Here is a 21751-nt window from a genome sequence, read left to right on the forward strand (position 1 = left end):
AATCAGACAAAATTAGGCACCTAGCAATGTGGCCATGGTAATTCCTATTGCGAACGAAATAGCCGCAGAGATCGCAGCAACACCTACATTTTTCTGTCGATTTACTTCATCTGAAATATCACAGCCAGACAAAATGATCTTTATCGTGACTAAGTGCAATACAATAAATGCCAGGATACTAATTAGCGCGCACATTGCCCAATACCCCAAGCTCGCAACTAGGTTATCAGCTGCATAAGGCGCCAAACCCGACGCAGCTGTGAGTGCTAAGGCACTGCCGATCAAAAAGCCCGCATAGCGAATGCCAACAGCCAAATTGTCATCAAGTATCGCTTGTTGTAAACAATCACCATTGCGATTAGTACGTTTAAATAATTGCACTCGGTATTGGCTAACTAGCAGCAACACAAAATTAGCGATAATGAACGATACAATAACAATAGGCAGACCATGCCAGCCTTCCGTTGCAACCCAAAATAGGGCCGAGCGGATCACAATCGCCACACTTACAACATGCCCAAAGTCAATCAAGGAAGCGGTGGCATTGCCTTTTACAATTTCATCATGCAAACTCACTTTACGCAGCGCGACTCTATCTTGAAAAAAATGCCCCAACTTTATCAGCGCAATCGCCAGTAAGCCATAACCGCCCATTTGCAGCGCTTCTTGCTGCAATGAAGGGGCAAAAGCCCCACTGCTGATACCAGTTAATACGATTGCTAAAGCAACTAAACCACCCGCAAAGCTGATCCCAAAGGCAAAGTTATCACGCTCGGTTATTTCATCATTAGCGTGCAAATTAGATACCCAGCCTTTGATAAATTTTAGGCTCACAAATAGCGCGATAATAATCGCAAAGTCTATGGCCAAAGCTTGTAAAGACCACATCGTTATTCCATTAAATTCATACATTTTTTAAACTCCAATAGTTGTTCTTTACACTCAACATTACTTGCCACGACTCACACCGCGAGAGGTCCGGCTGCTGCTATTACGTACCGAGCCCGCACTGCGCTTACTGTACGAACTATTTTTCGCATAACTACTTGGGGCACTGGTGGGTGTGTAACTACTTCGACTCAAACCTGATGCACCGCTTCGTTGTTTAGCATACGGACTGGTAAACTGCTTCCCTTGGCGTTCATAAGACTGACGAGTACGCGTTTCCAACGTGGTTTGTGATTTGATTTGTTTGGGACTTGAATAGCGATAACGGCCGTAATCATTGTAATAGCTATATTTACGGCGTTTACTCCAACTACCATACTCAACCGCGCCAATAACATCACCCAGCATTCGATACATGCCGTACCATTGCCAGAAACTAATACCGTTGCTATTTGTTTGCCATTGACCATAATTTGGGTTGCCTACAAGCTGGTTGCCCTCGCCAGGACCCTCTGCACTTTGGCTGACAGCCCCCACTCTGGCTAAGGTGCCATTTGACATATCAGCAAGCATGTTAATTGGGTCGGTTAGTGCATCACCAAATAAACTTGGCTTCATCGCTTCACGCAACACCTCTAAACGTTGCAGCGTTTGTTCACCTGCAGCAGAAGCGGGTAGGCTTTTTATTTCCTCAAGACGTTTAGCTAAGCCTTGAAAAAGTGGTCCATTGTTTGTTGCATCTTGGGCGATAACTTCGCTGATTTGCGCGAGTTCTGGCCGTTGCTTTTGCAATACCTTACTGTACTCTTTCAGTAGGTTTGCATTACGGATCTGGCCCTGTTCGAGCTCATTCTTGAGTTGCTGGAGTTCTTGTTCCGCGTTTTGGGTAGCTTGTGTAATAGACTGTTGCAACTGCTCTTCTTTCGAAGAGCAGCCGTTTAAAAAGCAAACTACGCAAAACAAGCAGATAAGTTCCCATGTTTTGATTTTCGACATTCATGTCACCGTTTGATTAACTAATCATGTTAATAGAATTCCCGATGTTAGTGTCACATAGGTTATGTCCGATGCCAAGCAGGAAATAGCAATAAAATGAGCATGATGGAGACCTATCTACACTCGCTTTCAAAGGGCGTTATATTAAAAAGAGATAAACTAGCTCAGTGTTTGATAAACGAATTTGACTAAAAAGTTTACAAGCATTCCTTCTTTCAAAATGCTTGCCCAAACCTGGGGCTAAGTTTTCAAATAAGTCTTATAAAAAAAGCGACATAAAAGTCGCTTTTCCCAACCCGCTAAGGTTATTGAAATACTATGTTTTCACTGCCAGGTAAAGGTTGAAACTCTGCGGCTAAACGCTCACAGTCTTTGAGAATTTCCTGCTCTAAACGTTGTTCTGCACGCCAACGTTCGCTATCCATTTTGAATACTTCCTTTTTGGAGTATTTTTTTCGCGCGTCATGAGTCGGCATATCTTTTACAACTTCATACATTTGATGAACGCCGGGATATGCTGTATGTAACTCAATTTCCTCAGAAAAACTGTATTGAGAAATCAATACCCAGACTCTTAAACAGCCTTCGGAATACTCACATTGCTTTTCTTTCATAGCCCTTGCTAGCAAATTAATGCTATCAGCGAGCTTGGCATTTCTTTGCTGACGGGCCTTAACCAGCTGCTCACTATGCTCTGCTTGGCGCTTGGCAATGAGTTCCTTTTGTGCTTTGAGCTGCCAAAGCAGTTTACCTGCATAAAACGATAACCCCGCGATGATCAGTGCACCTATAATAATTGCCATCACCAACCACATAGACATTACTTCTCCTCATCCTCATCATCAGCTAACCATTCATTAGCAAGGTCATTACTCATAAAAGCAGCAAGCGGATCATCTTCGATGATATCTTGTTCTTCAAACTCATCCTCTTCTAAGCCCAATAGTTCACATAACTCTTGGTGACGCGCCACACTGCGATTAAAGTATTTAGCATCTTTACCAGTTAACAACTCACCGCGCTCATGGCGTTCAAGTAACTCCATTAAGCGCTCGTCGTTTTCAAGTTGTTCCAGCTCCTGTTCTGGAGAAAGCACTGGTTTCACTTTTTTAAGCTCAACTTGAGGCTGTAAATGGCGTTGTAGCACAGGTTGATGCTGCTCTTGAGTTTGCTCTGTTGCAACCAATGGAATTGGCTTTTTGCTACCTACGCGGCTGTCTTTGTTGCCCTTAGCTGTGACCGTTTCTTGATTCACCTTCGCTTCTTGTGCGTTCCGCGAGCCAGGCTTGGCACCTTTATATTTCTTCGTACGCTGCTCTTTTATCGCCCTGAGTTCTTGCAATTTTTCTTTGCTGAGTCTTGGCGTGCCATTACTGGCAACTTTACGGGTTTTCTTCTTTCTGGTCATAATGTGTCTTCACTTGGTGCAGTTCGCACCTCAGGTTTTGTTAAGATAATGACATCGTTGCCGATGAACTCGACCTCGCTATCATAAATTCGTGCCACATAGGCGAACGTCTTGCGACTAAAAAACGCTATGTGAGTTAAGTCATTCTTATAGTGCCAAGTACTAAAACGCGCCTTATCAAGCACCAATTTTGTCATCAATACTAATGGCGCACCTGGTTTCAATAAGTTAAACAATCGTGTTAGGACTTTCTCTGGCTGTGCAATATGCTCTATTACTTCGGTACATGTAATAAAGTCATATTGTCCCGTTAATACCTCTGGTTGATTGGCATAGTATAGGTCATAAAGCGCCACTTGATGGCCCGCTTCTGTAAGCATTTTCGCAAGCAGTGGCCCTGGCCCACATCCAAAATCAAGTCCATAACTTGGTTTTTTAAGGCGAGCCAACAAAGGCTCACTCACCCTTGACAAAAAACGTCGATAGCCTAAGTCAGACAAATCATTTTCATGGCTATCATAAATCGCTTTTTCTTGTTGTGCTGTTAATTGCTCACTTGCATCAACAAAAACCAGACCACACTGGTTACATTGCCAGTAATGTCTGAATTTATCTTGATGATAGTGGATAATCTCCACACTAGCGCATAAACCACAAGGTGAACTCGGTTTCACAACAATCTTATCGGATATTTAATAAGGGGCGTATTGTAGCAGGTCTATTAGTAGGCATAAATAAAAAGACGGTAGAGATTACTCCCTACCGTCTACTAATCTGAGCGTCTCAAACTGGACACTTCTCCCTTCGACTTTTAAGTCTTTATTATTTTTATTATGCTGTCTTCCATTTTGTTTTTAGTTTTACTTCCCTGAGCCTTTCCATATTGTTTTTATTATTAAACTTCCATGGGGCTTTTATTATTCTCGGTCAATCCTGACACTTTATTGTTATTTCCATAATGATGAGTACCAGACTTAGTACTAAATTTGCCACCTACGCTTCCATCGCGAATTATCCATGTTGTTTTGTTGTCTTGGCGACACCAGTTAATCTACGCCTTAATGAAATAGTTACAACTGGTTAATAGTAATTTTCCTAAAATTTCTTTCATGAAAATATTGTAAGTTTCTAGATTACAAATACTTACAATTCAAAAAAAAACAAAAATAAGAATATTCTTACAAATCTATATGGCAAATGTCTCACAAAGGTAAGAGAGAATATCTCACTCCAAAGACGAGATCAAAAAAGGCAGCTTTCGCTGCCTTTTTATGCGATTAGTACAGTCTATAGCCAAGCTCATAGACTGACTATCAGACTTTAGTGTAATCCACCTAGGTACTTAGATAGTATCTCAATGTCTTTATCTGTCAGCTTTTTCGCAATATCTTGCATCATACCGTTGAGGTCATTTGCACGTGTGCCGTCTCTGAATTTTAGCAATTGAGACTTGATATACTCTGGATGCTGGAATGAGATTTTAGGGAACTTAGCTAAAGATGTACCATTACCTCTAGGACCATGACAAGCAGCACATGAAGGAATACCACGCTCTGCGTCACCAGCCTTAAATAACTTTGCGCCTGCATCAACAACATCTTCAGGAGTAGTGCCTGCACTCATATTTAGTGAAGAAAAATAAGCCGCCAAATCTTTCATATCCTGATCAGATAACGGCATAGCCATACCACTCATCACAGGGTCCATGCGACCTTCACTACCACCAGATGTCATGCCTAGTTTGAATTCAGTCAATTGCTTATAGATGTAATCAGCATGCTGACCAGCAATTTTTGGGTACATAGTCACAGGAGCATTGCCATCTGGGCCGTGACATGCTGCACATGTTGCAGACTTTGCTTTACCCGCTTCTGCGTCGCCATCAAATGCTGTTGCGTTGCTTGCTGACAACGTACCAAGCAACATTGTTAAAGTTAATGCTATTTTTTTCATGGTAAATTCTCTGTTTCGACCCTGTAATGTTTCCATCTCACTTCACGATAACATGTATTTTTCAGCGTAACGTGAGAAGACAATCTATCTATTTACGTTGCAATTTTTACATTCTACACGATATTAAATTTTCTGGCACGTTTTCTGCCCACATTAAGCTTATAAATTATGGGGTTTTGACATAGATTAAGTTCTAGCAAGGTGGAAAATCAACTTTTCGAGCATGCAGATGCAATAATGCCTGCTTTTGCAATGCTACTAAGTGTTATAAACTACGTTTGTTTTACCTTTTATCTTATTGTTAGGAGAGCCTGTGCTCAAATCTCGAATCAAATACCACACTGCAAGTTTTATCACCAGTGCCCCTGATATTTCTAAATTACCTGCTGATGAAGGTATAGAAGTTGCGTTTGCTGGTCGCTCCAATGCTGGTAAATCGAGCGCCTTGAACGCCCTAACAGATCAAAAGCTTGCGCGCACCAGTAAAACGCCAGGTCGTACTCAGTTAATCAATACATTTGAACTTGATGCAGAAAAGCGACTTATAGACCTACCAGGTTATGGCTTTGCCAAAGTGCCTATCGAAATGAAGAAAAAGTGGCAACGTTCATTGGGAGAATATTTACAAAAGCGTAAAAGCCTTAAAGGTTTAGTGATACTCATGGACATTCGCCATCCCCTAAAAGATCTAGACATGGACCTTATCAACTGGGCAGTAGATAGTGAAATACCTATCCTTGCACTGCTAACAAAAGCCGACAAACTCAAACAAGGCAAACGTAAAGCGGAAGTATTGCAAGTACGTAAAGCATTGGCTGAACTCGATGCTGATATAACAGTTCATGCTTTTTCATCATTAAAAGGCATTGGCTTAAATGAGCTTGCTTGGAAACTTGATGATTGGTACTTGGGTCCATTCGTAAAGCCTGATACGGACCAAGATGCTAACGAAGTCGATGCTGATTAAGCGATATCGTTATTGAGTTAAATAATATTTTTGCCCCGCTGAGCAGATATAAACACCTTGTTTGTCTTGCTCAGCAAGCTCTTCTACCCATTGATAATACGAATTTCTCGATACCCGTGCCTGTAACCCGCGACCTAATTGTAAGTATGGAAGATCTTGCTGATGAAAACGCCGCAGCAGCAAAGGAAACTGCTCACAGATAGGCCATTTTCGACCAAGATTATCAACCGCCACTAACACTTCTCCATCGTCCGATGATTGCCTGTACCAACTGCTAATTAAAAACGCTACATCAGCAACTTGCACCTCACACCTTTCGACAGGGGTAGTTAACCACTGACGCTGCTGTTCACAACTCAACACACTGGCGAATAGTTTCAGTAATCCTAAGCGCTTAATCTCGCCTCCTTGATGAAACCAACGCCCCTGCTCGTCTATCGACATATCGAGCATACCGCAAGTTTGCCCCGACCATTGCTCTGTCGGGGCATGAGGCGTTACCAGTTCAGCAATTAAATCACTTAGACTGCTCATTGAATACCAAACTAAACGTTACTGGAACCATAGTTGCGATACTATCTAGCCCTGCAATTTTTCGCAGTGCTTCGATACCCGCAGCCAAATCAAAATCGTTGGCATTGACTAAAACAGCTCGCAGTGGCGTCACATGTAGCTGACTATCTTGCATATTGACAACTAAATCTAGTTTTAACTCTTTGCGTCTACCATGCATTAGCAACTCAACAGGTACCGACTTTATAATTTGTACGCCAGTGGTAAGTGTTTTTAGATGAGATGACAGATCAGCGCTCACTTGTGCTTGAGGAAAATTAGCAACATCAAATAGCAATGATTGCATACGTTGATTTCTAATTGGGATCAACGTTTCGATACTGCTTAGCTCAATCGAGAAGGTGAGCTTGCCTTCATCAGATAAAGCACCACTGAGCTGCTTAAAATGATGATTTTCAGCAATGCTGTTTTTCTTAATTGAAGTGATACTAAGATCGCTATTTGAATTATCTAATTGCCATGCAGCAAATGCTGAAGATGACAGTAAGCTCGCACAAAGTAATAAGGGCTTAAGCATAAAGAGATCCTTTTAAAGACTTAGAGCTCTAATACTAACATGCATTTGTTGTAGATACATATGAGAGAAGAAAAACACGGCTCACTAAAATAGGTGAGCCGTTATAGCAATCTGGGGAGAAGCTATCAATACGTTGTATCCTCTTGCGAGAGATACATCATCAACAGGATGTCCTACAGGATGAGGACGCGCGCACTGTAGCAAAACCCAAACTAGAAATAAATGCCTCTTAGCAAAAATGGGGCCAATTTGATGTTTTTTAAACATTCTATTGTTCCTATTTACGCTTTCTTTACTCGTAGGCTTATAAAAAAGGGCGCTGAGCGCCCTTTTATAAAAATATTAATTTTTGACTAATGTGCCTGATCCCAGTTTTCACCATAATCAGCCTCTACCAACAAAGGAACATCTAAAGTGGCTGCTTCACTCATCAATTGACAAATTATCGCACTAAATTGAACGACTTTATCCTTAGCTACTTCAAATACGAGTTCATCGTGTACTTGCATCAATAACTTAATATCATCGCTCGATTGGGTATGCAGCCAGTCACTCACCTTCAGCATAGCCTTTTTAATAATATCAGCAGCAGTACCTTGCATCGGTGCATTGATAGCGGCTCGTTCCGCTGCTTTTCTACGCGCACCATTACGCGCTTTGATATCGGGCAAATGCAGTCGGCGTCCAAACAACGTTTCTACATAGCCTTTCTCGGCTGCCTCTTCACGAGTTCGCTCCATATACTCAAGTACCCCAGGGAAGCGCTCGAAGTATTTATCCATATAGTGCTGCGCTTCATGGCGAGGAATATCTAACTGACGAGATAAACCAAATGCACTCATGCCGTAGATTAGACCAAAGTTTACCGCTTTGGCTTTACGACGCATATCGGAGGTGACTTCTTCTAAAGGAACTGAAAATACTTCTGATGCGGTGGCACTGTGTACATCTTTGCCATGAGCGAAGGCACTCAGTAAGCCCTTATCTTGAGACAAATGTGCCATAATACGTAGTTCAATTTGGCTGTAGTCTGCTGCCAAAATTTGTTTTCCTGCATCAGCAATAAATGCCTGACGAATACGACGACCCGCTTCGTTACGGATCGGAATATTTTGCAAGTTAGGATCACTTGAACTAAGCCTCCCTGTTGCTGTCACCGCTTGATGATAAGAGGTATGCACACGTCCAGTTTCTGGGTTAACCAATTTCGGTAACTTATCGGTGTAAGTCGACTTAAGCTTAGCTAAACCACGATGCTCAATGATGAGCTTTGGTAATGGATAATCATGCGCTAACTCTTGCAGCACCTCTTCAGCAGTTGATGGTGCACCTTTTGGCGTTTTCTTAATAACAGGTAAACCCTGCTTATCGAATAAGATGGCCTGTAGTTGCTTAGGTGAGCTCAAGTTAAACTCCTCTCCTGCCAACTCAAACGCCTCTTTTTCAATTTCTTCTAATCTCTTAGCTAACTCAACACTTTGTTTAGCAAGCATGTCAGAGTCAATTTTAACACCGGTACGCTCTATGTCCGATAGGACAGACAGTAACGGTAATTCAATGTCGTTAAAAACAGGCAGTAATTCTTTGTGCTGTTCTAAAAGCGGCCATAAGTGTTGATGCAAACGCAACGTAATATCTGCATCTTCAGCAGCGTAAGGCGCCGCTTTTTCTAGTTCTATTTGATTAAAGGTGAGCTGACTCTTTCCCTTACCAGCAATATCTTCAAAACTGATATTTTTGTGGCCTAAAAACTTAAGAGCCAAAGAGTCCATATCATGACGTGTGCCAACACTATTAAATACATAAGACTCAAGCATGGTATCAAACGCAATGCCGTTTAATTCCAAGCCAGCTCGTGCTAACACGCTTTTGTCATATTTGAGGTTTTGTCCAACTTTCTTAATTGCTGGGTCCGCTAGCAAAGGCCCTACTTTTTCAAAAACCAAACTTTTTGATAACTGCTCCGGCGCGCCAACATAATCATGAGCTATCGGCAAATAAGCAGCTTCGCCAGGCGCTACAGCAAAACTCATCCCAACCAAGTCTGCCTGCATATAATCTAAGCTTGTCGTTTCTGTATCAAACGCCATCAGCTCAGCTGCACGTAACTTAGCAAGCCAAGTATCTAATTGCTCCTCAGTCAAAATCGTCTCATAGTGTGCTTCAATTTGCTTTAACGCAGGCGCGCTGCTTTGCCCTTCTACATCAGTAATATCCGCTTTACTGTTACCTGCAGTGCCATCTAGTAGTTCACTTAGCCAACGTTTAAACTCGCACTGAGCATACAGTTCTATCAACAGATCTTTATTCACTTCACCAATAGCAAATTGGCTTAGATCCTGTTCAACATCTACATCCAACTTAATTGTCGCTAACTCATAAGACAATACTAATTGCTCTTTATGTTCTTCGAGCTTTTTAGCCATTGTTTTTGAGCCTCGAAAACCTAGACCAGCTATATCATCAAGACGTTCGTACAATGTATCTATTGACCCGATACCTTGTAACATGGCAAGCGCCGTTTTTTCACCAACGCCCGGCACGCCTGGAATATTATCAACCTTGTCACCCATAAGCGCTAAGTAATCAATGATAAGCTCAGGGCCAATACCAAATTTGTCAACGACACCTTGAGGGTCAAGCACAGTGTTGGTCATGGTGTTGATCAAAGTCACATGTTCATTAACCAACTGCGCCATGTCTTTATCACCGGTACTTATCAATACATGGCGTTGTTGTTCCGATGCAATTCGCGCAAAGGTGCCAATAACATCATCAGCTTCGACACCACTGATACTAACAAGAGGTAAACCCATTGCTTTTATAATATCGTGGATCGGCTGGATCTGTGTGCGCAGATCATCTGGCATAGGCGGGCGATGCGCTTTGTACTCGCTGTACATTTCATTTCTAAAAGTCGGCCCTTTTGCATCAAACACTACTACCATGTGGCTAGGTTGATACTGCTTCAACAGACTTTTAAGCATGTTTACCACGCCATATATTGCACCTGTCGCTTCGCCTTTAGAGTTAGTCAGGTGAGGTGGCGCATGATAGGCGCGAAAAAGATAAGAAGAACCATCAACCAAAATCAACGGATTTTCGGGGATCGAAGACATAATAAAGGGGATCCTAAATGAGCTTTAAAAAAACAGCATAAGCATGCCATAAGGACACCGATAAAACGAGGGATAAAAATAAGTCTTATAAAACTTATAGAGCCTAACAAACTGTGGATAACTTTGTAGATAAACACGGTTTATCTCAGCGGGCATGTAAAAAAATGCTCACTGTAACATTTAAACCATTGAAAGTTATAAAGAAAAAGCAATCTATTATTCTTGTTATTTCTACGTCAAATGTGGAAAAACATTTTGCCGCCCACAAAGATTAGAACACTTTGTTCAAAAATCAAGCGCTCATATCTAAGCGGACGGGTATACTAACATACTTGATCAAAGATCAAATAAGATCCTTTATAATATTTTTCTTCTTGGCTAATGACGATAAAGCATAAGCCAGTTAAAACAGATACTAGAGGGAGTCAAAATGAAAAAAATCGCAATAATATTGAGTGGCTGTGGCGTCTTTGATGGTGCAGAAATCCATGAGTCTGTGCTAACAATGTTGCATTTAGAACAACTAGGTGCCAGCTATCAATGCTTCGCACCCGATATCCAACAGCACCATGTTATCAATCATTTAACTGGTGAAGAACAAGCGCAAACACGCAACGTTTTAGAAGAATCAGCCCGCATTGCAAGAGGCGACATAAAAGATCTAGCGCAGTTAAATGCCAATGATTTTGACTCTTTAGTGCTTCCAGGTGGTTTTGGGGTCGCCAAAAACCTTAGCAACTTTGCTTTCGATGGTGCCCAATCGAATATTTACGAGCCTCTAAAAAAATTCTGTCAAATGTTTGCACAGCAGCGAAAACCAATTGCCTACTTATGTATTGCGCCAGCTTTAATTGGGCACATTCACCCAACAGGCACGCTTGCCACGATTGGTAACGATGAGCAAACAGCCAAAGCTGTCAACCAGCTTGGCGCAAAGCATGTCGCATGTACTGTTGATGACATCATCATTGATAATGAACAAAAAGTAATTAGTACACCAGCATACATGCTAGCAGAATCTATTAGCGATGCATCGAAAGGGATCTACAAAGCAATGCAAGCGTTGATTGAAATGGCTTAAAGAGAAAATGTCCAATAAAAATTTGCGCCAAAGCAATAAATTGGGCATTTTTATCTTAATATGTACAAGATTGGTTTTATAAATTAATTGGTGGCGTTATAATCGCTAGAAATTCCGTCATCTTATCGTGATTGATCACGTCCAAATGAAGTGAGCAAGACAAATGAAAAAACTTTCGGCAGCACTTTTATTGCTATCAACGGCCGCTATTGCGCAGCCTTATGACAACGCTTTAACTGAAGAAGCAATCCAAAAACGCCTAGCCCCTATTGGCGAAGTGTATTTAGCTGGCGCAGACAGCGCAGCCGAAGCGGCTCCAACAGGACCACGCTCGGGTGAACAAGTATATCAAGCTGCATGTTTTGCATGTCACGGTACAGGCGCGTTAGGTGCACCAAAAAGCGCTGACGATTGGGTGCCTCGCCTTGCTAAAGGTAAAGATGTATTACTTGATCATGCAATTAATGGCTTCAATGCAATGCCTCCTCGTGGTACTTGTATGAACTGTTCGGATGACGAAATTGCCGCAGCAATTGACTTTATGACAGCGAAGTAATTCTAATAAACCGAAGGGAACATTTTATTCTCTTCGGTTTATTCCAGAGTATTAAAAAACCTCAACTGCGGCCTTTCATATTGCACTTGACCCTAATCGATAAAAGTGAAAATATACGAATAATAATTGAGCAAATAATAATAACTATGGGTTGAATCATTGGAAGATCCCGCTACTTTGCTTCGTAAGCTTGAGCGCAATAATAAAAGACTCAAGTTTCTACTAAAAAAGTACAAGCAAAACAACCACTTACACCACGCACTGATCTTACTATCAGAGCGCGCAAGTACGGTTGCGGAACTGACTTTGCTTTATCCTGCCATTCACGACATCTTAGTACAATATCTTCCTAGCCGTAGCTTTTACGTTGTCTTACAAAACCAATACACTCAAGCACTAGAACTTTCTTATTTTGTAGACGAAAAAGATGGCATCGCAGTACCTCTCAATGAAAAAAGCCATTTCTCTGAAGGCGTGACGGGTTATGTCTTTCGCACAGGTAGAACCGTTTACCTGACCAAAGAAACAATGCTTGAACAGACCAAAAATGGGGTTTTTAAAGCACTAGGTAGTCAGGCAGAGCATTGGGTTGGCGTACCTATATATCGAGATAATAAAATCATTGGTGTCATGGTTTCGCAAAGCTATCAAGCCCAGCAAAGTTATAGCGAACAGCAAATCGAACTGCTGGAAGTTATGTCTCTGTATCTAGCGACAGCAATAGAGAGAGTGAAAAAGCGTGAGTTACTTGAGTCGGAAGTAAAAATACGTACACGCGCTTTAATGCAAAGTAATGAAGCACTCAATAAAGAAATTGAACATCGTAAAAGAGCGCTAGAGCGCCAACAGATACTGTTTAAAATTTCTGAACTGGCAACTCAGTTCAATAATATTGATGATGTCTACAAGCAAGTTCACCACATAATACGTTCAATTACTTTTGCCGATAATTTGTATATTGCCTTATATGACAAACATGCCGGTTGGTTAAGCTTTCCTTATAGTGTCGATGAGGTAACGCAATATAAACCCCGACCTTTTGCTAAAGGTTATAGTGAGTTAGTGATACGCACCGAACAAAGCCAATTAATAGATACCGAACGTGCTAAAGCGCTCATTGCAGATGGCACAGTTGAACGGGCAAAAGATTATAGCAAAATTCAATTAGCGACCAGCTGGATGGGTGCGCCGCTAAAAACAGCCAATGGTGTGATTGGGCTAATAGCCTGCCAAGCCTATGACCATAAATATGAGTTTGATTATGATGATGTAGAGCTTATTTCATTTGTGTCCAACCAAATTGCATCGGTTTTGCAAACTCATCTAGCCAATCAAGCGCTAAAAACCAGTCACCAAGAGCTTGAACATCGCGTTGCAGAAAAAACCAAAGCGCTTCAGCAGACCAATTTACACTTACAAATGCAAATAGAAGAGCGTAAGAAAATTGAACAACAGCTGTATCATGACGCTCATCATGACCCTTTAACGAGCTTACCAAATCGAAGCTTGTTCCTTACTCAATTAGAAAAAACATTACACAAGTATCAGCGACATCCTGAACATCATTTTGCGGTGTTGTTTATCGATTTGGATAAATTCAAAACGATTAATGATGAATTAGGGCACCAAGCAGGGGATCAATTCTTAATTTGGGTCAGCAAAGCCTTCTCGGACTGCATACGAGATCATGACCTATTAGCACGCTTAGCTGGTGATGAATTTGTTATTTTGCTTGATCACTTGAGTGATAAGCAGCAAGCGGAAGACGTAGCTAAACGCATTATCCGTGTAATGCAACAGCCCTTTTGCATGAAAGGAACCTGTGTGCAAAGTGGCGCAAGTATTGGCATTACTTACAGCAATAAACGCTACAACAATATAGATGAGATTATTCGTGATGCTGATGCAGCAATGTACTACGCTAAGAACGCAGGTAGAGGTCGCTATGAGTTTTATCACCCCTTACTAACTGCGGGTACAGGCAGTAACAAGCATATAGAACATCACCACTTAGGCGCTTTACCCACCCATTTCAGACGTACTGAAGTGATATCTATGGCAGATAAACCAAGCAATATCAGTTTACTAGATGCTTTTGGTGAACATCCTGTGTTAGGTAGCACCAGTTTTGATATTCTGAAAAAATTTGCCGCCGAAAGAGCTGAGCAACTAGAAATCGAACTTCAACTCATACAGCAAGTTATTCAAATTGGTAATACACAATCTCAAGATTTATTATTTTGCTGTTCACTCAGCGTGCTTGACCATCAAGCATTCTTACCACTTTGCCAACTGCTGAAAAGTGCCAAACACCAATTATGCTTGTTATTTGATGAAAACGAATTACGCCATGCATCCAGCCAACAGCTGGAAAACTTGAAAAGCCTCAGCAGTATGGGAGAATTAATTGGGCTTAATGATTTTGCTAAAGACCGTTGCGACTTAGCTTTGTTAACACAGTTTGATTTTAGATATGTGCTGTTAAGTTCAACATTTAGTAAACGCGTATTACAACAGCAAAGTTATGACTTACAGTTACAAGGCATACTGGCGGTCACCAAGCTCAAGCGCACCCAAGTCATTGCAAAAGGGCCAGCTATTTTGAACTTTAGAGGACTGTTGGAAAACCACGGTCTTAAATTGTTTTTTGGCAAACAACATACCATTGGTCATGAGCCCGAGCTTTCCTCCAGAAAGCTGCAGGGCATCAATCAAGAAACATTATCGTTTTAGCATGGCGCGTAAGTTAGCTACCCTAGCTTGACCTTTTTCCATTCGTTCCGATTGTGACGCAATGGTCTTTTTCTGACCCTCGTAGCTTAGATCATCTTGTGGTAGCTCTTGTACAAAACGGCTTATTTCAGGGGTTGCCACTTCACCAAACTGGCGGCGATTTTTAGCATGCGTTAAGGTCAGCGTTTGCTGAGCACGAGTAATGCCTACATAGGCAAGACGTCGCTCTTCTTCAACGTTATCCTCATCGATACTAGTTTGATGTGGCAGAAACCCTTCTTCCATGCCCACCATAAATACATGTGGATACTCAAGGCCTTTCGATGCATGCAAAGTTAACAACTGCACCGCGTCAGAGTCATCCTCTTCTTCATTGCGCTCGAGCATATCTCTGAGTGTTAACTTGCTCACCACTTCAGGCAAGGTCATAGCAGGGTGATCCGCATCTCCGGTAAGCATATCCGTTATCCAACGATATAGCTCAGAGACATTTTTCATACGCATTTCAGCGGCTTTTGCACTTGGCGACGACTCATATAGATAGGCTTCATAATGCGTTTCGCGCACCATATCTTTTACCGCCTCTAATGTATCACCACGCGAGGCTCTATCCGACAGTTCAACAACCCAACGAGCAAAACCCATGAGTGCATTTAACCCACGACCTGCTAAGCGTTCAGCCAATTGCGGATCAAAACACGCTGCAAATAAGCTGATATGCTTTTCATTGGCCAAACTACCCAGCTTCTCAAGTGTGACTGGGCCTATCTCGCGTCTTGGGGTGTTCACAATACGTAAAAATGCATTGTCATCATCTTGGTTTACCAATAGTCGCAGATACGCCATGATATCTTTGATTTCACTGCGGGAGAAAAATGACATACCACCACTGATCTTATAGGGAATACGGTTACTCATCAGTGATTTTTCAAACACTCTGGCTTGGTGATTACCACGATATAAAATTGCGTAGTCGCGATAACTGGTGCGTTTCATAAATTTATGAGAGATGATCTCAGCCACCACGCGTTCGGCTTCATGCTCTTCGTCACGGGTTGCGATCACACGGATCGGTTCACCGTTTTCCAGCTCACTAAATAGCTGTTTATCAAACTCATGTGGGTTATTCGCGATGAGAATGTTCGCGGCTTTTAGAATGCGCCTACAGCTGCGATAATTTTGTTCTAGTTTGATCAGGCGCAGCCCAGGAAAGTCTTTAGACAGTAAAACCAAGTTTTGTGGCTTAGCACCACGCCAAGAATAAATCGATTGGTCATCATCACCAACTACAGTGAAACGCGCCCGCTCGCCAACCAGTAATTTAACCAACTGGTACTGACTGGTGTTGGTATCTTGATACTCATCCACCAGCAAATAACGAAAACGCGCTTGCCAACGCTCTCTGACTTCTGCGCTTTGAGATAAGAGCAACGTGGGAACCATGATCAAATCATCAAAATCAAAGGCATTATAGGCTCTAAGCTGCGTTTGATAACGCGCATATAGTTGCGCAAATAAGGCTTTTTGTGGCTCTCGGGCTTGTGCTATGGCTTGCTGAGGTAGAATTAGTTCATTCTTCCAGTTACCGATCTGCATCTTCAGCAGGTTAAGTAAGTCTTTATCTTTTTCCAACTCTTTTTCGGTTAACTCACTGAGCAATTGATTCGTATCTTGGTCGTCTAATAACGAAAAGTTGGCTTTATAGCCGAGTGTTTTGAGCTCTTTTTTGATAATTTCGAGACCCAAAGTATGAAATGTCGAGACCCACAACCCTTTAGACTCTTGCTTACCCAATGTCTGTGATACACGTTCGCGCATTTCCTTTGCCGCTTTATTGGTAAACGTCACCGCAGCAATATTCTTAGCTTGGTACTCACATTTTTGTACTAGATAGGCAATTTTATTAGTAATTACACGTGTTTTGCCCGAACCTGCACCCGCGAGGACTAAACATGGACCACTAATATATTTAACTGCTTCGTCTTGTTTGGGGTTGAGTTTCATTCATTACGCCAGTTGAATTACCAAACCACTATTTTACCGCAAAGCTCTGTGTGCGCCTAGGCGCTAGACAAAGCATTTGCTAATATGATGACAAGCACATTCAAATAAGGGATCTGAAATGATTAACCCAGCAAAAATTGAAGAAATCGCCAAGCAAATATCGAATAATATGCCGCAAGGCGTGAAAAATTTAGCAGATACATTTGAAGCAAAGACCAAGCAAGTAATTCAAAACAAACTGTCTGAAATGGACTTTGTGAGCCGTGAAGAGTTTGATATTCAAAGTAAAGTACTTATTCGAACCCGTGAAAAGCTAACCGAATTAGAAGCAAAAGTTGCAGCTCTAGAAGCTAAACTAGAGCAAACAGACGATACTGAATAAGCTTTACTATAAGTAACGTTTTGCTACTTGTTCAACTGCTTGAGTGTATCCAGCATTGATATGCTCGGGCAGTGACATTTGCGCCTGCACTTCATGTAGCAAGCCATCTTCTAGTCCATACACCCAACCGTGAATAGTCAGCTCTTGATTGCGCTCCCAAGCATCTTGAACTACGTTGGTTAGGCAAACATTACGCACCTGATCAATAACATTCAACTCACACAAAGCTGCATAACGTTTACGCTGCTCTATCGCCGTTAGTAGCGCTTGATGCTTTTCTTTCACATCAGCCACATGGCGCAGCCAATTATCGATTAAACCGAATCGTGCTTCATCCAACACAGCTTGCACCCCACCACAGCCGTAATGGCCAACGACCATGATGTGCTCCACTTTGAGCACTTCTACAGCGTACTGCATTACAGACAAGCAATTATGATCTGTATGCACGACCACGTTAGCCACATTGCGATGCACAAATAGCTCACCAGGCATGAGGTCTACTATTTCATTGGCAGGAACACGAGAATCCGAGCAGCCAATCCATAAATAGTCAGGGTTTTGTTGACCTGATAACTTCTTAAAAAATTCCGGGTCTCTTTGTCGGGTGCGCTTTGCCCATTGTTGGTTATTACTTAAAAGATGATCTAGCGAGCACATCTGTCTTCCTCTATTTGGCCTTCGCTTGGATCAGTATGTTCCTCGGCGTTAGCTGTTTATCACAAAATTCCCTAAGAACAACATCATACCCAGATGCTTGCAAATATAAAGCCCTATCGAGGACCAACCAGATCTCAATTGCCCGTCTAAACGCATGACGCACCAGCTCTATTCTATCTGTTACTTTCTTACGAACCTGTCCTTGGACTAAGTACATATCATAATCACATTTGGCAGGGAGTTCGATCCCTTTTTGCTCAGCGGCCCAGCGGCAAAATTGCTCAAAAGACTCCGAGAAAATAGCTTTATTTACCGAAGGTACACTGACATAACTATTTACCCCTGTCACATCTCGACGCAAGGCATCAAACCCTAAACGCCAAGTCACTTCCTTTTGACGCACTAAAGCGACTCTTCCTGGGGCTGTTACCGTTTCTTGTAGCGCCAGCTTCATATCACTGTGGGTTAAAGCCAGCTTACTATGCCGAGCCGCATCACTCATGGCTTGATAGTTATTATCTGTAAATAAGTGATAACAACATGGAGATAGCGTTATTTTTTCACAACCTGCTTGCACCGCTTGTGCCATAAATACCTGATGTAATCGACCACATGCGTGTAGTGCAACCGCATGCTGTTTTGCTGCGAAGTAATTGTAAGTGTCATCTTTGAGTACATCGGCACAACTAAAGCGCATTGCTAAGCCTTGCTGTTTTGCACTGTGTTGACCTTGCTCGCACAGTGATTGCTGTAACTCGATACTATGCACATGTGGCGCACCATGAAAGGCAAGAATGCGCCCCAAATGCCCTTTGCCAGCACACCACTCAAGTACTGGCAGCTGACGCTCATCAACATGATTAACAAAATCTTGTAGCTGTAGTAGTTTACGGCCTTTAATACCGTTACTTAACCAAAATGGCAAAGACTCGTTGTCTTGTTTTTGATAAGGCAATGCCAGTAAAGTGTTGAGATCACTAAGCTGTGGGATGAACTGACTTAATGCATGTTGCAGCTGGTGCTGATCGTTGTCCAATTGCGTAACTTGTTCGTCACTGAGTGACATCAGCCATTCGCTTAACTGACTATCCCATGGCAGCGCTCTCTTTTCAAAAGCAACTAACTGCCAAAACGCTTTAGTTTCATAGAGTAAATTGTCGAGATGGTTGAATCTGGTCAGTAACTGCATGGTTAAGGGTATACAACAAACAAAATCAAAGCATCATTCTACTCCTTTTTTATCACCTTGTGTTGCGTGCGTGATGCGATACTTCAAATGGCGAGAAAAAATCAAATGTAGGTATAGAGGAATACATAAAAAAGTTAAAAGAGACGCTGCAACTAACATCCACGACCATTGGTAAGACTCTTTGACATTTTGTGGATGATAAACAAAGTTGTCGAGCTGGTTTTGTTGTGTATCTTGCGCATAACCATAAAGTTGAGCTATCCAACGCCAACGAGTTTCCGACATGTTACCAATAGAGATCCCTGCTTGTGTAACAAATGGTCGTAAGGTATCGGCTTCATATGCGAGCTGCTCTTTACTCTTGTCAGGATTATATTTTGTTCTGATCACATCAATGCTTTCATTCATATTTAGCATTGCGTAACGCCATCCTTTAAGGCTCGCTTGGCGAAATTTCTCAACCATCAGCGGTTTTTGCTCTATGAGATTTTCACTGGTAAATAAAATGTCCCCATACACATTCACACCATATTGTTTAGGGCATATTTGCCGTGTTGCTACACCAGCTTGGCGCATTTCGAACGGTTCATTGGTTACATACACCTGCAGTGCATCGAACAAGCCTTTTTTAAAATCATCTATCGGATATAAACCTGAATAAAGCGGCAATTGTGTTATATCCACCCCTGCTTGCTTTAGCATCACCATCAGCTCAGCATTTTCAGCCTTGCCCAAATAACTGATGCGTTTACCTTTAAAGTCTTGAGGTGCATATATTTGCGAGTTTTCTTTGACCATCCAGCAATATGGTGAGGACTGAAGAATTGCCGCTAGTGCAACTAACGGCTTTCCTTGCATACGAGATTGTAAAATCGCTGAATGTGTAACCCCAAAATGGGCTTGTCCTGCAAGGACTTTGAATTGGGTATCTGGGCTACTTGGATCAGCGGGCAAAATAGTAACATTCAACCCAGCTTGCTCGTAAAAACCTTTTTCTTTGGCCATGTAATAGCCCGCGAACTGAAACTGATGAAGCCATTTCAGTTGCAGTACGACATTTTCTTGAGCACTGCTATAGCAGCTAATTAACAGTACCACGATATACGCTAAACCGCGCATACTCATCCTTGCCTTGTTATGAGAGCCTAGTCATAACTATAGAAAAGCAGGTATTAAATGCAAACTAACCTGCTTTTCTTTGCTGTGTTATCGATTTTTGTAAGTACTGAGCAAAACAAGGGTTATATGTTTCTTCAGTAAAGTTATAGCCTAATTTAGATAAGTGACTATCAAATAGCGCGTGATCATGGCTTGGTACATCAAATGCGGCCAATACATTACCCTCGGCAGCCCCATGATTACGATAATGAAATAAGGTAATATTCCACTCACTACCGAGCGTATCTAAAAACCTTGCCAATGCCCCTGGGTACTCAGGGAATTCAAAGCGGAATAACCGCTCTTGAATCGCAACAGGTGGCTTGCCACCTACCATGTAACGCAAGTGCAATTTGGCCAATTCATTATCTGAAAAATCTTCAAATGCATAGCCATTCTTATATAGTTGACTCTTAAGCTCATCTAGCTCAATTTGCCCACCACGAAGCCCTACACCAACAAAAATTTGTGCGTCGCCTTCACCTGCATAGCGGTAATTAAATTCGGTAATAGCTCGGCCACCGAGTGATTGGCAAAAGCGCTTAAAGCTGCCTTTTTCTTCCTCAATTGTGACCCCAAATAAGGCTTCATTTTTTGCGCCCAGTGCTGTGCGTTCAGCGATATAACGAAGCCTATCAAAATTAAGATTGGCGCCAGATAACACTGCGGCTAAATGAAGACCGGCACGTTTACCCTGCTGGCTCCATTTTTTTAAACCAGCTAATGACAAAGCACCTGAGGGTTCTGCGATAGCTCGTGTCTCAACAAATATATCCTGCACAGCCGCACAGATCTCGTCACTACTTACCGTAACTACTTGATCGCAGAATTTCTGCGCCAGTCGAAAGGTTTCACTGCCAATAATTTTTACGGCAACGCCGTCAGCAAAGCCACCGACTTGCGCCAGTTCAACAGGCTCACCGGCTTCCATCGCTGCTTTTAAACAGGCGCTTTCTTGTGCTTCAACACCTATGATTTGAATATCGGGTCTAAGTGATTTGATATACACCGCCATGCCCGCTAATAACCCACCGCCTCCCACTGGGATAAACACCGCATCTAAATCATGCAATTGCTGCATTAGTTCTCGCGCTACAGTGCCTTGCCCAATGATGACATCTTTATCATCAAATGGCGGGACGAACACCGCACCGTACTGCTCTGTCAACTCAAATGCATGTGCCTTAGCGGCATCAAAGTTGTGACCATGCAATACCACTTCACCACCTAAATTACGCACCGAGCTTACTTTAATTTCCGGCGTTGTTACTGGCATCACGATGATGGCTCGATGCCCTAGGTGAGCTGCGCTCAGCGCAACACCTTGAGCATGATTACCTGCAGAAGCCGTGATCACTAAACTGCCTTCTGGTAGCTGTCGCAACTTATTATAAGCACCACGTAATTTGAATGAATATACGGGCTGCTGATCTTCGCGCTTAAGCCAAACATGTTGCCCAAGACGCTCAGATAAGCCTTTCATTTCACTTACTTCGGTGATTTTGGCTAAAGGCGACACATCCGCTTGAATGATAGCTCGAAAATAATCTAGCTCTTGCGATACCAT

The 21751-nt window shown here is 42.2% G+C and carries 19 protein-coding genes; 5 read left to right on the forward strand and 14 right to left on the reverse strand.

Features of this window, described 5'->3' with window-relative positions; translation table 11 throughout:
• Positions 1 to 12: 12 nt before the first annotated feature.
• The 6 genes from HC733_RS08870 to HC733_RS08895 all read right to left on the reverse strand — a co-directional run bounded on the left by HC733_RS08870 (position 13) and on the right by HC733_RS08895 (position 5245).
• Positions 13 to 912 carry a DUF350 domain-containing protein gene (locus HC733_RS08870; RefSeq protein ID WP_190364693.1) on the reverse strand — a complete coding sequence of 300 codons (900 nt, stop codon included), beginning with the start codon at positions 910 to 912 and terminating at the stop codon, positions 13 to 15.
• Between the two features lie 36 nt (positions 913 to 948).
• A complete protein-coding gene (locus HC733_RS08875) occupies positions 949 to 1884 on the reverse strand; it encodes a CHAD domain-containing protein (RefSeq protein ID WP_190364694.1) in 936 nt (311 codons plus the stop codon).
• 305 nt (positions 1885 to 2189) lie between these two features.
• The gene (locus HC733_RS08880; protein WP_190364695.1) at positions 2190 to 2705 is read right to left on the reverse strand and encodes a DUF2489 domain-containing protein; all 516 of its coding nucleotides are present in this window, start codon (positions 2703 to 2705) and stop codon (positions 2190 to 2192) included.
• A complete protein-coding gene (gene yihI, locus HC733_RS08885) occupies positions 2705 to 3292 on the reverse strand; it encodes a Der GTPase-activating protein YihI (protein ID WP_190364696.1) in 588 nt (195 codons plus the stop codon). The genes HC733_RS08880 and yihI overlap by 1 nt, the downstream gene beginning before the upstream one ends.
• Positions 3289 to 3930 carry a class I SAM-dependent methyltransferase gene (locus tag HC733_RS08890; protein ID WP_446727626.1) on the reverse strand — a complete coding sequence of 214 codons (642 nt, stop codon included), beginning with the start codon at positions 3928 to 3930 and terminating at the stop codon, positions 3289 to 3291. Before HC733_RS08890 ends, yihI begins: the two co-directional genes overlap by 4 nt.
• Before the next feature lie 682 nt (positions 3931 to 4612).
• Positions 4613 to 5245, reverse strand: coding sequence for a c-type cytochrome (locus HC733_RS08895; RefSeq protein WP_190364698.1), 633 nt, complete (start codon positions 5243 to 5245; stop codon positions 4613 to 4615).
• 313 nt (positions 5246 to 5558) lie between these two features.
• Between HC733_RS08895 and yihA the strand changes: the two genes are divergently transcribed.
• The gene (gene yihA / locus HC733_RS08900; RefSeq protein ID WP_190364699.1) at positions 5559 to 6212 is read left to right on the forward strand and encodes a ribosome biogenesis GTP-binding protein YihA/YsxC; all 654 of its coding nucleotides are present in this window, start codon (positions 5559 to 5561) and stop codon (positions 6210 to 6212) included.
• Positions 6213 to 6221: 9 nt separating this feature from the next.
• Here the strand turns inward: yihA and HC733_RS08905 are convergent, their stop codons facing one another.
• From HC733_RS08905 to polA, 3 genes are all read right to left on the reverse strand, one after another.
• On the reverse strand, positions 6222 to 6746 hold the full coding sequence (locus HC733_RS08905; RefSeq protein WP_190364700.1) for a DUF1285 domain-containing protein: 525 nt from the start codon (positions 6744 to 6746) through the stop codon (positions 6222 to 6224).
• Positions 6730 to 7302: a YceI family protein gene (locus HC733_RS08910; protein WP_190364701.1), complete on the reverse strand. Its 573-nt coding sequence runs from the start codon at positions 7300 to 7302 to the stop codon at positions 6730 to 6732. Before HC733_RS08910 ends, HC733_RS08905 begins: the two co-directional genes overlap by 17 nt.
• A 353-nt stretch (positions 7303 to 7655) precedes the next feature.
• Positions 7656 to 10421, reverse strand: coding sequence for a DNA polymerase I (polA, locus tag HC733_RS08915; RefSeq protein ID WP_190364702.1), 2766 nt, complete (start codon positions 10419 to 10421; stop codon positions 7656 to 7658).
• A 430-nt stretch (positions 10422 to 10851) separates the two neighbouring features.
• Here polA and elbB point away from each other — a divergent pair, with 430 nt between their 5' ends.
• From elbB to HC733_RS08930, 3 genes are all read left to right on the forward strand, one after another.
• Positions 10852 to 11502, forward strand: a complete 651-nt coding sequence (gene elbB / locus HC733_RS08920) for an isoprenoid biosynthesis glyoxalase ElbB (RefSeq protein ID WP_190364703.1) — start codon at positions 10852 to 10854, stop codon at positions 11500 to 11502.
• Positions 11503 to 11665: 163 nt separating this feature from the next.
• Positions 11666 to 12058 (forward strand): c-type cytochrome, encoded by a 393-nt coding sequence (locus tag HC733_RS08925; RefSeq protein ID WP_190364704.1) that lies wholly within the window; start codon positions 11666 to 11668, stop codon positions 12056 to 12058.
• 159 nt (positions 12059 to 12217) lie between these two features.
• Positions 12218 to 14791, forward strand: coding sequence for a diguanylate cyclase domain-containing protein (locus HC733_RS08930; RefSeq protein WP_190364705.1), 2574 nt, complete (start codon positions 12218 to 12220; stop codon positions 14789 to 14791).
• Here HC733_RS08930 and rep read toward each other — a convergent pair.
• The gene (rep, locus tag HC733_RS08935) at positions 14780 to 16795 is read right to left on the reverse strand and encodes a DNA helicase Rep (RefSeq protein ID WP_190364706.1); all 2016 of its coding nucleotides are present in this window, start codon (positions 16793 to 16795) and stop codon (positions 14780 to 14782) included. The two genes, HC733_RS08930 and rep, sit on opposite strands and share 12 nt — an antisense overlap.
• Positions 16796 to 16913: 118 nt before the next feature.
• Here rep and ubiK point away from each other — a divergent pair, with 118 nt between their 5' ends.
• Entirely contained in the window at positions 16914 to 17177 is a 264-nt protein-coding gene (gene ubiK, locus HC733_RS08940; protein ID WP_190364707.1) for a ubiquinone biosynthesis accessory factor UbiK, read from the forward strand.
• A 6-nt stretch (positions 17178 to 17183) separates the two neighbouring features.
• Here ubiK and can read toward each other — a convergent pair whose 3' ends face one another.
• The 4 genes from can to ilvA are packed head-to-tail and all read right to left on the reverse strand — an operon-like array spanning position 17184 to position 21751.
• Positions 17184 to 17837, reverse strand: coding sequence for a carbonate dehydratase (gene can / locus HC733_RS08945; protein ID WP_190364708.1), 654 nt, complete (start codon positions 17835 to 17837; stop codon positions 17184 to 17186).
• 10 nt (positions 17838 to 17847) lie between these two features.
• On the reverse strand, positions 17848 to 19026 hold the full coding sequence (locus HC733_RS08950) for a methyltransferase (RefSeq protein ID WP_190364709.1): 1179 nt from the start codon (positions 19024 to 19026) through the stop codon (positions 17848 to 17850).
• 33 nt (positions 19027 to 19059) lie between these two features.
• Positions 19060 to 20151 carry an ABC transporter substrate-binding protein gene (locus HC733_RS08955; RefSeq protein WP_190364710.1) on the reverse strand — a complete coding sequence of 364 codons (1092 nt, stop codon included), beginning with the start codon at positions 20149 to 20151 and terminating at the stop codon, positions 19060 to 19062.
• Positions 20152 to 20209: 58 nt separating this feature from the next.
• A complete protein-coding gene (gene ilvA, locus HC733_RS08960; protein WP_190364711.1) occupies positions 20210 to 21751 on the reverse strand; it encodes a threonine ammonia-lyase, biosynthetic in 1542 nt (513 codons plus the stop codon).

It is taken from the genome of Pseudoalteromonas sp. S16_S37 (assembly GCF_014694405.1).
Lineage (GTDB): Bacteria > Pseudomonadota > Gammaproteobacteria > Enterobacterales > Alteromonadaceae > Pseudoalteromonas.

Excerpts from the sequence above, each read along its gene's own strand:
- HC733_RS08955 (WP_190364710.1), bottom strand. The coding sequence starts at position 20,151 with ATGAGTATGCGCGGTTTAGCGTATATCGTGGTACTGTTAATTAGCTGC.
- HC733_RS08875 (WP_190364694.1), bottom strand. The coding sequence starts at position 1,884 with ATGTCGAAAATCAAAACATGGGAACTTATCTGCTTGTTTTGCGTAGTT.
- HC733_RS08910 (WP_190364701.1), bottom strand. The coding sequence starts at position 7,302 with ATGCTTAAGCCCTTATTACTTTGTGCGAGCTTACTGTCATCTTCAGCA.
- HC733_RS08905 (WP_190364700.1), bottom strand. The coding sequence starts at position 6,746 with ATGAGCAGTCTAAGTGATTTAATTGCTGAACTGGTAACGCCTCATGCC.
- HC733_RS08895 (WP_190364698.1), bottom strand. The coding sequence starts at position 5,245 with ATGAAAAAAATAGCATTAACTTTAACAATGTTGCTTGGTACGTTGTCA.
- can (WP_190364708.1), bottom strand. The coding sequence starts at position 17,837 with ATGTGCTCGCTAGATCATCTTTTAAGTAATAACCAACAATGGGCAAAG.
- ilvA (WP_190364711.1), bottom strand. The coding sequence starts at position 21,751 with ATGGTATCGCAAGAGCTAGATTATTTTCGAGCTATCATTCAAGCGGAT.
- HC733_RS08950 (WP_190364709.1), bottom strand. The coding sequence starts at position 19,026 with ATGCAGTTACTGACCAGATTCAACCATCTCGACAATTTACTCTATGAA.
- rep (WP_190364706.1), bottom strand. The coding sequence starts at position 16,795 with ATGAAACTCAACCCCAAACAAGACGAAGCAGTTAAATATATTAGTGGT.
- HC733_RS08880 (WP_190364695.1), bottom strand. The coding sequence starts at position 2,705 with ATGTCTATGTGGTTGGTGATGGCAATTATTATAGGTGCACTGATCATC.
- HC733_RS08870 (WP_190364693.1), bottom strand. The coding sequence starts at position 912 with ATGTATGAATTTAATGGAATAACGATGTGGTCTTTACAAGCTTTGGCC.
- polA (WP_190364702.1), bottom strand. The coding sequence starts at position 10,421 with ATGTCTTCGATCCCCGAAAATCCGTTGATTTTGGTTGATGGTTCTTCT.
- HC733_RS08925 (WP_190364704.1), top strand. The coding sequence starts at position 11,666 with ATGAAAAAACTTTCGGCAGCACTTTTATTGCTATCAACGGCCGCTATT.
- yihI (WP_190364696.1), bottom strand. The coding sequence starts at position 3,292 with ATGACCAGAAAGAAGAAAACCCGTAAAGTTGCCAGTAATGGCACGCCA.
- elbB (WP_190364703.1), top strand. The coding sequence starts at position 10,852 with ATGAAAAAAATCGCAATAATATTGAGTGGCTGTGGCGTCTTTGATGGT.
- ubiK (WP_190364707.1), top strand. The coding sequence starts at position 16,914 with ATGATTAACCCAGCAAAAATTGAAGAAATCGCCAAGCAAATATCGAAT.